This is a genomic window from Thermacetogenium phaeum DSM 12270 (assembly GCF_000305935.1).
GTDB lineage: Bacteria > Bacillota > DSM-12270 > Thermacetogeniales > Thermacetogeniaceae > Thermacetogenium > Thermacetogenium phaeum.
Genome location: NC_018870.1, coordinates 936,347 through 949,404 on the forward strand (window position 1 = coordinate 936,347; position 13,058 = coordinate 949,404).

A 13,058-nucleotide genomic window follows, 5' to 3' on the forward strand; every position below is an offset into this window, starting at 1 on the left:
GCAGGTTATGGAACTGCGGGGTAGGGCCCATTGCTTTGGAAACGACGTGAACACCGATTATATCATCTCCGGAAAGTATAAATTCAAGACCCTTGATATGAAGGAGCTGGCGCAGCATGTGATGGAAGACCTGGACCCGGATTTTGCCCGAAAGGTGCAGCCCGGTGATTTCGTGGTGGCCGGCCGCAACTTCGGCTGCGGTTCTTCCCGGGAACAGGCCCCCCTCGCCCTGCTCAACGCCGGTGTCGGTGCCGTGCTGGCACAGTCGTTTGCCCGGATCTTTTACAGGAATGCCATCAACACTGGGCTCCCGGTGGTGGTCTGTGACACCTCCTCCATTCGGTCGGGGGATGAGCTGGTTGTGAACCTGGAACGGGGCGTGCTCAAGAACCTGACGCAGGGGACGGAGACCCCTATCAAGCCCCTGCCCCCTTTTATGCTGAAGATCCTGGCAGATGGGGGTCTTGTGGAGCACTTCCGTAAGTACGGGACATTTAATCTGGAATAAGTTACTTTGCGGCACCAATCGAAGGAGTGTGGAGCGTTGAAGAAGTATACCATTACTTTGATTCCGGGTGATGGAATAGGGCCGGATGTAACCAGAGCGGCCCAAATCGTCCTCGATGCTGCTGATGTGGGGATCGAATGGGAGGTTGTGGAAGCCGGAGCCGGTGTGATCGAAAAGTACGGCACACCCCTTCCCGATCAGGTTCTGGAATCCATCAGGAGGAACAAAGTCGCCCTCAAGGGGCCCTTGACGACACCGGTAGGCACGGGATTTCGCAGCGTCAATGTGGCACTGCGCAAGGAGCTGGACCTCTTCGCCAACGTGCGCCCGGCCAAAAACCTCCCCGCCGTCAACACCCCCTACCGCAACGTTGATCTGATTGTGGTGCGGGAAAACACCGAGGACCTTTATGCGGGTATTGAACATATGGTAGGCAAAGATGCTGCTGAGAGCATCAAGATCATCACCCGCCCCGGTTCGGAGCGGATCGTCCGCTTTGCCTTTGAACTTGCCCGGCGCGAAGGGCGCAAAAAGGTCACCGCAGTGCATAAGGCCAACATCATGAAGTGCACGGACGGCCTCTTCCTGGAGGTGGCCCGGGAGGTGGCCGCGGACTATCCGGATATCGAATTCGAGGACCGGATTGTCGATGCCTGCTCCATGAAGCTCGTTCAGAGGCCGGAGGATTTTGACGTACTGGTGATGCCCAACCTCTACGGGGACATCCTTTCCGACCTCTGCGCCGGGCTTGTCGGCGGGCTGGGTGTGGCTCCCGGTGCCAACATCGGAAAGGACTATGCCGTTTTTGAGCCGGTACACGGAAGCGCTCCAAAGTACACCGGGATGGATAAGGTGAACCCTCTGGCGACGATCCTCTCCGGGGTAATGATGCTCAAGCACCTGGGTGAGAGGGAGGCCGCTGAGCGGGTGCAAAAGGCGGTCGATGATGTCCTCACCGAGGGGAAATACCTGACCTACGACTTAGGAGGCACTGCCAGGGCATCGGAGATGGCCAAGGCGATTGCCGGGAGGCTCTGACCTGGGACCAGATGCCGGGATAAGAAAGAGAAGGGGAGCAGTTTTTTCGTCATCCGGCGGAAAGGCTGCTCTTCAAGCTTTCTGCGCCGGAAAAATTTTGCTATCTTATCTTCAGTGACCTGGTGAGCAGACCGGAGTGCTCTAAGGAGAAATCTGCCTGGATATCCACATTAACGTAAGGGAAGGTCTCTTCCCAGCGGTTCTCGATCTTCCTCCAAACCTGGGGATGGGTGCGGTGGAGTTTATCACCGAACCCGAAGACATCGGACCTTAGTCCCTTGGCTCTGGCTACGGCATTCCGGCAGCGCCGCTCCACCTCCCGGTTGATCAGAGCCTCCATTTTTTTGACATCTCCTCTCTTTGTAATATCAACGGTTTCCGGTGCTGTTGCTATCAATTCTCCTGTTCCCTTAATTTTAACCTGAAAGGCGATTCCCGTCCTTTTGACTATCGGTTTTACTTTGGTACGGACATCGCGAAAGAGATAGGATGCGTTATCCTGGGTGGAATTGAAGGCCAGTGGAATTATTCCTCCCTGTGCCTCATCTCTGATGAACATTAGCCCCTGGGTTTCTACCTCATTTAATCGCCCCACCGCTCGATCGCCTCGGAAGGCCATAACTCCGGTCACAGAAAAAGTCTTCTGCTGGGGTTGGTTCCTATCACCGGACTCTTTTCCCCCCGCCCCTTGAGCCCCCTGCCTGATGGTCGATCCTTTTTCCGGTGGTATGAAGGTTTTCAGGAAGGCCAGGGTTGTTTCTATCCCGGGGGTCATGAGGTCGTACATCACCTGAAGAAGATTCCTTCCCCTTGTTTTCGAAGTAAATAATTTATTCAGGTTAAGTATATTATAGGCCTCAGTGGCAAGCAGCGGTTCGAACTCGGGAATGGCCTGGAGACAGTCCCGAGCCTGCCCCTGGCAGACCACCACCATCGCCCGCTTGGGAATATCCCGGTTGCGGTTGCCGAAATCGATCACCCGGCCGATCCCTTCTCTGGCAACGGTCTCCCCGATCACAATAAGCACGGTATGGGCCATGAAGAGCTGCCTGGAGGAGCGCATGTTCCAGTTGCGCACCGCGTCCTGGATGGTCTCCCCGGTGACCGAAATGACCTGCCCGGGACTTGTTTCCGGTGACTGGCCTGTGTTCCCTCCGCTCCTGACCCCGGCGGCTCGGGTCGGCCTGAGCGTGAGCACGGAGAGCAGGATTTTGGGCCGTCCGTTGGTGGTGGTCCGGTCAATACCGATGGCAGAATTGATGGTCAGAGTCTGTATTTCCCTCCTGCTCCAGCACCCGGAGGTGGAAAGGAGCAAAATGACCAGTAAGATGCTCAATGTTCGGCGGTTCAACACGATCATTTGGGTTTCTCTCCACCTTTCCTGCGGATGATGGCGATTAATAAAATCAGGGCGGGTATCAAGAGTTCCACCGCCGGCCCGTAGTAGGGCAAAATCTTGAACAGGAAATCGGTCAACTGCAGATGGGTTCCGTAAAACACCCTGCTGATCACCACTGTGGCTGCCATTATAGGAAGGATGGTAATCCGGTAGTTCTTGAGTCCCAGGGTTGCGGCAGCGGCAACTGCCGCGGAGTGATAGAATACGGCCATTTTGACGATCACTCCTGCTATCCACATGACCACGATCAGAATCTGAATGCGTTCCAGGAACTGAGCCGTCGAAATGTACCAGGCGAGTTCATAAATGGGGAAGAGCATGTAAGTGGGTACGATATCGCCGAAGACGCCTATTATTACCGCTGTTATTGTTCCCGAGATGACTGCCTCTGCAACCAGAAAGTAACCGGCGGTTTTCAGTGCTTCCCGTTTCCGGTGGAGGTAGGGGAAAAGCATGAGTAAAAGGAAGATCTCTCCCCGGAAGGGGCCGATCACCGCACTTCCTTTGAGGACCGGAAGGACCCCGTTTTCCAGGAACGGCCTCAGGTTATCGGGATTGATTTCCTTGGCCACGAGAAGAAGCACCAGGAAAAGGGAAAGAAGCCACACCGGCCAGACCAGTTCGTTTTGCCGGGCGATGACCTCGATGCCCAGATAGGCACCGTAGACGGCCGCCAGGGCAATCAGGATTTCCAGGATAGTCAGCGGGGTTTCCCTTAAAAATGCCACATGGATGAAAGTGGAACACTCGTTGACGATAACGGCGGTGTAGTGGATGAAAACGGCGGTGTAGGCGGCGGCCAGGATTTTCCCCGGGATGCCGCCCAGGATCTCCGGCAGGTACTCGGCTAAGACCTGCTGCGGGAACCTGCGGGCCAGTCCGATAGATACCAGGGCTACTGCCAGTCCGAATAGCGAGGCAAATACTGCTGCGCCGAGCCAGCTGTCTCGGCCGGCGAATTGGATGATTCCTGCCGGGATGAAGAGAAAAGCGGTGGCAGCGTCGGTAATAATTAAGAGGAAGAGAAGCTGCACGCTGGTGATGCGTCCCTTATCCAGCATCAATTATTTCTCCTTTTCCCGGCAGAGGTTTCACCTCTTACGGCAGGTGGGCTTGGTTTTTGGCCGGAGTTCTGCCGCCGGGGCTCGTTAAAACCGGTGTGGCGCGGCCGGACGCGCATACTCCAAGAGGGAAGACGGAGGAAGGTGTCTTTCAAATCACTGAAAGACGCCGGCGCCAGAGAGGACAGATAAGGAACACCGAAGGAGCGCAGGGAACAGAGGTGAAAGGTCAGGGCGGAAAAGCCCACGAGTATGCCGATCAAGCCGAAGGAGGCCGCCAGGAGCATAAAAGAGAAGCGCAGGACGCGGATGGTGTTGGCCAGGCTCGGCGAGGGGATGGCGAAATTGGCGATTGCCGTTACAGCAACCGCAATCACCATTGCAGGTGATACCAGCCCTGCATTGACGGCCGTCTGGCCGATGACGATGGCGCCGACGATGCTGATGGTCTGACCAAATGAGCGGGGGAGGCGGAGCCCCGCTTCTCTCAGTACTTCCAGGGTGATTTCCATCAGCAGGGCCTCCACCAGAGCGGGGAAAGGCACTCCTTCCCGGGAAATTATGATGGTGGTTAACAGGAGTGTAGGCAGCAGCTCTTGGTGAAAGGTGACAATGGCGATGTAGATCGAGGGGCCGAGCAGCGCCACCAGGACTGCTCCCCAGCGGAGAATCCTGATAAAGGAACTGTACCAGTAGCGGTCATAGTAGTCCTGTGGGCTTTGTATATGAGCGACCAGGGTACCGGGGATGATCAGGGCAAAAGGTGTGTTGTCGAATATTAAAGCCGCCTTTCCCTCCAAAAGTTGGGCTGCGACCCTGTCCGGCCTCTCAGTAATTACCAAAGTGCTGAACAGACTGTAGGCCTCGTCCTGAATCAACTCCTCCACCTGGCCGCTGTCGACGATCCCGTCAACCCTGATGCGCCGGAGGCGTTCCTTGATTTCGGCAATCAACCCTTCGGAGGCATAGCCTTTCAGGTAAACGAGCTTGACCTCGGTTTTGGTCAGTGCGCCCACTTCCAGGTTTTCCACGGCAAGGCGGGAGGTGCGCAGGCGTTTGCGCAATAGGGCGATGTTGGTGCGCACATTTTCATTGAAGCCGTCCTGAGGCCCTTTGACCACCGTTTCTGCGACGGGCTGGTCTACCTGGCGGCTTATTTTTTCGGCAATTCTGATAAGCAGTGCTTTGTCCAATCCGTTCACCAAAAGGCACACCGCGCCGCGGTTGATCTCGTCGGTTATTTCCACCCATCTGCTTTTTTCAATGACCCTGCCGTGGGAAAGGACATTTTTAATCATCCAGTCGGAACTGATTCCGGCGCTGGGGAGCCGTTCTACGGTCAGCAGTGAATGCATCAGACCCTGCTGAAGGTTAGCCTGATCGATCAACGGATCCAGGTAAACGATTGCCGCCTGGACGCGTTGTCTTCCTCTTCCGATGATAACCCGGCGGACCATCAGGTCGTCGCTGAGAGCGAAGATTTCGGTGATCACTTTCAGGTTTTGATCCAGATTGGAAGTGATGGTGCGCCTCTCCTGGTAACCGGGATCGCCCGGTTGGAGAGAGTACCCGGCAGCCGCGCCTGTCAGACGCCTGATAATTTTACCAAGCCATTTCAGAAAGGCAATCATGTTTTTCCCCACTTTGCCAGGTAATGCTTTTATTGAATATTATCTCTAAATCGATCCTTTTCATGTGTTTCCTGTATATTTCCCATCTGGAGTTGCATACTAAACAGAAGAAAAAAGGCCGGAATAAGCCGGCTCTCCATCTTTTTTGCTTCTGCCCTTAAACCGGCGGCCAGTTCGTACAGCCGCCATGTGGTTTTGGGCAAGTTACGAGGTAGGTTGACATCATGACTTTTAAGAAGGGAGTGAGTTGCTTGCCCAGGCAGAAATCTGGACGAGAAGCCCGATCTCAACCACTTGCCCGTCAGGGTGCCGCCCGGCGCAAGGAAAGGGAGGTAGAAATCGAAGGGGGTGTCACCGTCTCGCCTGTTCCCCTCACCCTGGGAGAGCGGGTGACGATAAGGTACAAGGGGCGGCTGGCGCAATCGGGGGCGAGCCAGATCTATCTGCACAGGGGGTATGGTCCGGCACACAGCTGGACTTCTGTTGCCGACATCCCCATGGAAAAGAGCAATGGCTCATGGGAGGCCCGCTTCGAGGTGCATGACGGGAGCAGGCTTAACTTTTGTTTCAGGGATCATGCCGGGAACTGGGACAACAACAACGGCCGGGACTGGAGCCTGGAGGTTCATACGGGAGAGCGGCCTTAAGGCCTCTTTTTCCGGCCCTTCCCGGTGGAAGCTTCCTGCACGGGTGAGAACAACAATGGCGGTTTATTGCGGAAGCGGTGATCGGACTTACGCCGGCTGTGTTGGCCTTGGCGGGATTATCGCCGGGCACCTGCCTGCCGGTCAAACCATCAGGCGCCGACTATTGAATATTGCCGAAGCGGCGGGGTTTTACGAAATTGAGACGGCTCAGCCCAGTTTTTCGGGGTTGGACCCCCACGCTGCTCCTTCTAAAAAATATGCTTCCGGCGGCGCCAGGTGCCCTTCAGTCCCTGGTTTTCGGGGTGCGGAGGCACACCCGTGGTCGCGGCAAGCTCAATTACTTCCGGAGGCTCATCTCACGATTATTCCGGGGACCCATCTCATTTATTTTTGAAATTAACAAGATAGTTGACGGGAGATGCAGCAATGCGGGTTTTAATGCTTTCCTGGGAGTACCCCCCGCGCAGCGTAGGGGGGCTCGCTCAGCATGTTTATGATCTGACGAACGCCCTGGCAGCGGCGGGAGAGGAGATCCACCTGATTACCCTGGGAGGGGGTGGAGCCGGGGAGAGGGAAGATGTCAACGGTGTCCATGTCTACCGGGTGCAGCCCTACAACCTCTCTGCACCCGATTTCCTTACCTGGATCCTGCAGCTGAACATGAGTATGGTGGAGTACGCCGTACCCCTGGTGAACTCCCTGGCCGCTCTCGACCTGGTGCATGCCCATGACTGGCTGGTGGCCTATGCCGGGAGGCTTCTCAAACACGCTTACAAGATACCGCTGATTGCCACCATCCATGCCACCGAGTACGGGCGCAATCAGGGATTGCACAACGACCTTCAGCGCTATATCAGCGATGTGGAGTGGTGGCTGACCTATGAGGCCTGGCGGGTGATCGTCTGCAGCCGCTATATGGAAAGGGAACTTCTGCGGATCTTCCAGCTGCCTGCGGACAAGATCCGGGTCATCCCCAACGGGGTCGATCTCAGCCGTTACCGGAAAAGGGATGGGGAGCATTTATCCAGGAATTCTTTTGCGGCTCCCGATGAAAAGATCGTCTTTTACGTGGGCAGGCTGGTTCAAGAGAAGGGGGCGCACATCCTCCTGGAAGCCGTTCCCAAGGTGCTTCAACACTATTCCAAGACCAAGTTCGTCATCTCCGGGAAGGGGCCCGCCCTGGATTATCTGAAGGACAGGGCGCGGGACATGGATGTCTACGACCGGATCTATTTCACCGGTTACATCGATGACGCCACGCGGGACTTTCTTTACAGGGAGGCGGATGTGGCCGTCTTCCCCAGCCTCTACGAGCCCTTCGGGATGGTTGCCCTGGAGGCCATGGCCGCCCGGACTCCGGTTGTGGTGGCGGATGTAGGCGGGCTGGCGGAGATAGTCGAGCATGAGGTCAACGGGCTCAAGTGCTACCCGGGAAATCCCAACTCTCTTGCCGACAATATCCTGCGCCTCCTCTATGACCCGAAGCTGGCGGAAAGGCTGGCGGAGCGCGCCTATCGGGACTTGCGCCAGCAGTACACCTGGGAGGAGATTGCCCATAAAACCAGGGAGGTTTATGAAGAGGTTTACGACGACTATGAGGCGAGTGCCTGGAAAACCGATTCCCGGAAGTCCGGGGTGGATATGCTCAAAAGGATGCGGAAGGAGATCATAGAAACGGGCAGGTACGCCTTCCCCGGCTACCTGCTCCCGGAGAGAACGAGAGGAGATTTCAAAAAAGATGAGGCAGGAGGGGGATACCATTGAAAGCTGTGATTATGGCCGGAGGCGAAGGCTCGCGACTGCGCCCGCTCACCTGTGCGCTTCCCAAACCGATGGTGCCGATTGTGAACCGTCCCTGTATGGAGTATATCGTTAATCTCTTGCGCCGGCACGGCATCCGCGATATCGCCGTCACCCTTCAATACCTCCCGGAGGAGATCCGCTCCTACTTTGGGGACGGTGGGGACTTCGGCGTAAATCTGGTCTATTTTACGGAAGACACCCCCTTGGGGACGGCGGGGAGCGTCAAGAATGCAGCCTCCTTTCTTGATGAGACGTTTATCGTCATCAGCGGGGATGCCCTGACCGACTGTCAGCTGGAGAAGGCGGCGGCCTTTCACAGAGAGAGGAAGGCTCTGGCCACCCTGGTTTTGACCTCAGTGCCCTGCCCACTGGAGTACGGGGTCGTCATCGCCGACCGGGAGGGGCGAATAACGCGATTTTTAGAAAAACCGGGGTGGGGAGAAGTCTTCAGCGACACCGTTAACACCGGCATTTATATCCTGGAGCCGGAAATCCTGGACTATATCGAGGAGAACAGGATGGTGGACTTTTCCAAGGATCTTTACCCTCGCCTGCTGGCGGAGGAGATGGGACTCTACGCCTTTGTGATGGAGGACTATTGGTGCGACATCGGAAATGTGGAGCAGTATTTGCAGGCGCAGTTTGACATTCTCGAGAAGAAGGGGATATTGCTTCCGCTCCCCGGCACGGAGATCCGGCCGGGTGTCTGGGTAGGCCGCAACACCCGTATCGATCCGGCGGCGAAGACGATTCCTCCCGTAGTCATCGGGGACGACTGTTCGGTTGGTCCGGGCGCCAGAGTGGGGCCTGCGGTAGTCTTGGGAAAAGGTGTTAGAGTCGGCAGGATGGCTTCTTTAAAGCGGAGCGTCATTTGGGACCATGCCTGGATCGGGGAGAGGGCGGAACTGCGCGGCGCCATTGTCGGGAAAGGAGGGCGCGTCCTCTCCGGAGCTAGGCTTTTCGAGGGTGCGGTGGTCGGGGATCGCACTGTGATAGGCGAAGATAGCGAACTCAAGGCCGGCGTCAAGGTCTGGCCCGGTAAATGGGTGGAAAAGGGGGCCAGATTGTCCAACAGCCTCGTCTGGGGAAACTGCGGGAGGGCGCGCATTTTCGGCAGCAAGGGAATTACCGGCGAGTTGTTTACCGAGATCACTCCGGATTTCGCCTGTCGCATCGGGATGGCGGCTGGCTCCGGTGTCAAAGCGTCAGGACGCTTTGCCATTGGTAGTGACGGTCAGCCCGACACTCTGATGATAAAAAATGCCGTGCTCTCCGGTTTGATGAGTACGGGACTGCAGGTTATTGATCTGGGGAAGGTGACTTTTCCGGTCATACGCTACGGGGTCCGCGCCTTTGATCTTAAAGGGGGGCTACACATTTGCCGGAGAGGAAGGGGAAAGATCAGCATTCGCTTTCTGAATCAATGCGGTGCGGAATATTCCCGGGATGAACAGCGGAAGGTGGAGGGTTTGCTCGGCCGCGAGGAATACCGTCTGACCTCCCCTGAGGCCGTCCTCCCTGTTGAATACCTCCCCGATGCGGCGAGATCCTACATCAATTACCTGTTGGGATTCTTCGACCGCGAATTAACAGGGAGGTCCCGCATCAAAATTGTGATCGATTATGATCCGGACCGGCTGGGTTCCCTTGTAGCCGATCTGTTCGATGCCCTCGGCTGCGAGGTGATCACCTTAGCCACACCCCGCAATCAGGACCGGACCTTTGCGGAGATGCTGAAGACGGCGGAACTCTTTGGGGATGTCGTACGGGTTGAGGGGGCGGATTTCGGGGCGGTTTTGGATGCAGGGGGGGAAGAGGTGATCATCGTCGACGAAAAAGGTAGGATTATCGGTGAGGAGGCTCTGGATGCCCTCCTCTCCTTAATCGTTTTGAATGCCAACAACCGGCGCACCGTCCTGGCCCTGCCGGTTACCGTTCCGGAGTCTGTGGTGGAAATGGCCAGAGACCGGGGTGCAGAGGTGAAGCGCACCAAAACCGCTCCTTGGGCCTTAATGCAGGCGTTCCTGGATGAGGATGTTCTTGTTTCCCAGCGGCGCTGCCCTCAGTTTCTGCTCTACGGGGATGCCCTGGCGGTCCTGGCATCGCTGGTGGAATTCCTGGCGCAGGAGGGGAAACCGCTCTCTCAAGTGTTGATGGAGATGCCCGGCTTCACCACTGTCAGGAAGAATGTAGAGGTCGGCTGGGATGCCAAGGGAAAGGTACTGCGCCGCCTGGTGGAGGACGTAGGGGAGCGAAGGCTGGATACCGATGAAGGGATCAAGGTGCAGCATCCGGAAGGTTGGGCGCTGGTGCTGCCCGATGCCGATGAGCCCTTATGCCGGGTTTACTGCGAGGCCTTTAACCAGGAAGTGGCCGAATCGCTGTCGGAGATGTATGTGCAGAAAATCCGCGACCTGTGTGGGGACGGAAGAGCGTCAGACTAGGTAAAATAACGGCAATTTATCTCCGAAAACTGCCGTTAACGACAGAGAATAGTTGCCGGCGAAAGATTGGAAAAGAAGCGTCGCGATGAGCATAAACGAGATAATCTGCAATAGAAAGGTTATCTCGTTTGTTGTGTTTATTATTAATTATTGCTTATTGGTAGCAACGTTTTATAATAAAATGTGTAGGTATAGGTTTATAATAATATGTATAGACATATGTAGTTGTAAGCACCTGCAATTTGCTCATGCTCCAGCACCTGTATTTCCTGCAATTGTATCCCCAGTGATTCCCCCGAACTGCCACCATTTTGCCTTTCTTGATAAAAAGTTGTTTTTAGGGGGGTGAGGTTAGAGGAAGCATCCGGCATTCAACTGAGAGTGTTGCCGTCCGTTGGGGATTTAAAAACTAGAAAGGGGTTGAAAGAATGACTGATACTGAGAGGCTTTATCAGGAGAGGCTTAAGCGTTATCTGACAGCGATGGATTGCGGCAAGCCTGATAGAGTTCCGATCAGGCTGTTTGTCTCGGAGTTTGCGGCCAAATCTGCAGGATTTACTCTTCAAGAGATCTACTATCAGGTCGATAAGAACATTGAAGCCGTTAACAGATTTTTGGAGGAATATGACGTAGATGTTGCCCCGACGACTCCCAGCCTCTGGTGGGCTTCCCTCCACGATGCTGTCGGTGCCAGATACCTCAAGTTTGCCGGACGGGATCTGGATGAAAATAAGCAGTTCCAGTTTATAGAGGACGCCTATATGCAGCCTGATGATTATGATTCCTTTATTGCCAACCCCACCAAGTGGATTTTGACCTCCTTTCTCCCTCGCATCCATAAAGAATTTAGCGAACCCGGATCTTACCGTGCTAATTTGGCCCTCATCAAAGGGGCGGCCGCTATGGCCATGTACAACGGCCAGACAGGTCAGGCGGCTGAGGTATGGGCTAAGAAGTACGGCAGGCCGCCCGGCATGACGGGCATGACCAAGGCTCCCTTCGACACCCTCGGAGATGTGCTGCGCGGTTTGAACGGTATTATGATGGACATCCATCTGCGCCCCGACAAAGTCCTCGCAGCTACAGAGATGTTGGTAGAGCACAACATCTACTATGCCATGGCCACCTCACAGGGTGATACTCAATTCCCCGCTTTCATGCCTCTGCACCGCGGGAGCTATCCCTTCTTGAATCCTGAGCAGTGGGACAAGTTCTATTGGCCGACCCTGAAAAAGGTGATCGAGGGACTCTGGGCTCGCGGGAAGCGGACGCTTTTCTATGCTGAGGGGAACTGGACGCCCTATCTGGAGAGGATCGCCGAGCTCCCGGATAAGAGTATTGTTTTCCATGTGGATATGACCGATATGGCAAAGGCCAAGAAGGTGTTGGGAGGAAGATTCTGCCTGAGCGGAAATGTGCCCAATACCCTGCTGGCCTATGGAAAGCCCGAAGAGGTGCGCGATTACTGCAAGAAGCTGATCGATGAGTACGCTGCCGACGGTGGGTTTATCATTGATGCGGGCGGCGTCATTCAGGCGGATGCCAAAGAGGAGAATATCAGAGCTTTGATCGAAGCGGCGAGAGAGTACGGGGTTTATAAATAACACATGAGGAGGTGGCATGAGGTGTCTCTCGGTAAGGATAAGAAGCAAAACACTGTTGTTCCGCCAGGCGTTTGCCTTCCCTGGGAAGAAAAGCGCCCGGATTTTGGTGAGATCCTCGGCAAGGAGGAGATCATCAAAAGCGAATGGGAGAATTTGGACGCGTTTGCTTATATATACCTGTGGTGGTGGGTGCAGCGTTAAGTGTTAGATCTTCACAAAAACAAGGGGGGATTTATAGATGCCCGGCGACTTAACAGATCTTGCCAAGTACATCCGTGAACTCGATCAAGATCAGGTTTTGAAAGCTGTTGACAAGCATTTGGGAGACGGTGTCAGCCCGATGGCGGTTGTCGGAGCTTTACAAAAAGGGATGGCCGAGGTAGGAGAAGCTTTTGCCAAGGGCGAGGTATTTTTAAGTGAGTTGATAATGTGCGGGGAGATTATGAAGCAGGTCATGGAGAAGCTGGAGCCACTCCTGGTCGGGGAGAATCCAGAATATAAGGGAACTGTGGTGATCGGCACCGTCAAGGGTGACATTCATGACCTGGGCAAGAATATCGTCATCATGCTGCTCAAAGGAGCAGGCTACAATGTGATCGACCTTGGGGTTGATGTCCCGGAGCAGAAGTTCATCGAGGCTTTGAAGGAGTCCAAGGCGCCTCTTGTGGGTATGAGCGTGATGCTGACGGCATGTCAGGACGCGATGAAAGAGACCATCAAGGCGATCAAGGATGCCGGACTGCATGACGTTAAGGTTCTCATCGGCGGCAATTACGTGGATGAAAAGGTGAAGGAGTACTGCGGAGCGGACTACTTCGGTACGAGTGCCGATGTGGCCGTTAAGGTTGCCGACGAAGTGTGTGCCGGATAAAGAGGCGGGGGGTAACCTGCTCTTCGGGTTCCCCCAAAATAACCGGCTCTTA

General features: G+C 55.3%; 11 protein-coding genes. 8 read left to right on the forward strand and 3 right to left on the reverse strand.

The features are described from left to right. Positions 1 to 7: 7 nt before the first annotated feature. Positions 8 to 508 carry a 3-isopropylmalate dehydratase small subunit gene (locus TPH_RS04515; RefSeq protein WP_015050013.1) on the forward strand — a complete coding sequence of 167 codons (501 nt, stop codon included), beginning with the start codon at positions 8 to 10 and terminating at the stop codon, positions 506 to 508. 36 nt (positions 509 to 544) lie between these two features. After that, the gene (locus tag TPH_RS04520; RefSeq protein ID WP_015050014.1) at positions 545 to 1,546 is read left to right on the forward strand and encodes an isocitrate/isopropylmalate dehydrogenase family protein; all 1,002 of its coding nucleotides are present in this window, start codon (positions 545 to 547) and stop codon (positions 1,544 to 1,546) included. A gap of 100 nt (positions 1,547 to 1,646) precedes the next feature. Here TPH_RS04520 and TPH_RS04525 read toward each other — a convergent pair whose 3' ends face one another. From TPH_RS04525 to TPH_RS04535, 3 genes are read right to left on the reverse strand one after another with little or no spacing between them, the layout of a single operon-like run. Next, positions 1,647 to 2,906, reverse strand: a complete 1,260-nt coding sequence (locus TPH_RS04525; RefSeq protein WP_015050015.1) for a Ger(x)C family spore germination protein — start codon at positions 2,904 to 2,906, stop codon at positions 1,647 to 1,649. After that, positions 2,903 to 4,006: a GerAB/ArcD/ProY family transporter gene (locus TPH_RS04530; RefSeq protein WP_015050016.1), complete on the reverse strand. Its 1,104-nt coding sequence runs from the start codon at positions 4,004 to 4,006 to the stop codon at positions 2,903 to 2,905. The genes TPH_RS04525 and TPH_RS04530 overlap by 4 nt, the downstream gene beginning before the upstream one ends. Next, complete coding sequence (locus TPH_RS04535) at positions 4,006 to 5,637, reverse strand: spore germination protein (protein ID WP_015050017.1); 1,632 nt, start codon at positions 5,635 to 5,637, stop codon at positions 4,006 to 4,008. Before TPH_RS04535 ends, TPH_RS04530 begins: the two co-directional genes overlap by 1 nt. Positions 5,638 to 5,879: 242 nt before the next feature. Here TPH_RS04535 and TPH_RS04540 point away from each other — a divergent pair, with 242 nt between their 5' ends. The 6 genes from TPH_RS04540 to TPH_RS04570 all read left to right on the forward strand — a co-directional run bounded on the left by TPH_RS04540 (position 5,880) and on the right by TPH_RS04570 (position 13,006). Further along, entirely contained in the window at positions 5,880 to 6,284 is a 405-nt protein-coding gene (locus TPH_RS04540; protein WP_408033290.1) for a carbohydrate-binding protein, read from the forward strand. 426 nt (positions 6,285 to 6,710) lie between these two features. Then, positions 6,711 to 8,048: a glycosyltransferase family 4 protein gene (locus tag TPH_RS04550; protein WP_015050019.1), complete on the forward strand. Its 1,338-nt coding sequence runs from the start codon at positions 6,711 to 6,713 to the stop codon at positions 8,046 to 8,048. Positions 8,049 to 8,053: 5 nt separating this feature from the next. Next, on the forward strand, positions 8,054 to 10,531 hold the full coding sequence (locus tag TPH_RS04555) for a sugar phosphate nucleotidyltransferase (RefSeq protein ID WP_236608857.1): 2,478 nt from the start codon (positions 8,054 to 8,056) through the stop codon (positions 10,529 to 10,531). Positions 10,532 to 10,959: 428 nt separating this feature from the next. Next, the gene (locus TPH_RS04560) at positions 10,960 to 12,135 is read left to right on the forward strand and encodes a uroporphyrinogen decarboxylase family protein (protein ID WP_015050021.1); all 1,176 of its coding nucleotides are present in this window, start codon (positions 10,960 to 10,962) and stop codon (positions 12,133 to 12,135) included. A gap of 21 nt (positions 12,136 to 12,156) precedes the next feature. Beyond that, positions 12,157 to 12,336 carry a hypothetical protein gene (locus TPH_RS04565; RefSeq protein WP_015050022.1) on the forward strand — a complete coding sequence of 60 codons (180 nt, stop codon included), beginning with the start codon at positions 12,157 to 12,159 and terminating at the stop codon, positions 12,334 to 12,336. 37 nt (positions 12,337 to 12,373) lie between these two features. Then, entirely contained in the window at positions 12,374 to 13,006 is a 633-nt protein-coding gene (locus TPH_RS04570; RefSeq protein ID WP_015050023.1) for a cobalamin B12-binding domain-containing protein, read from the forward strand. Positions 13,007 to 13,058 lie beyond the last annotated feature (52 nt).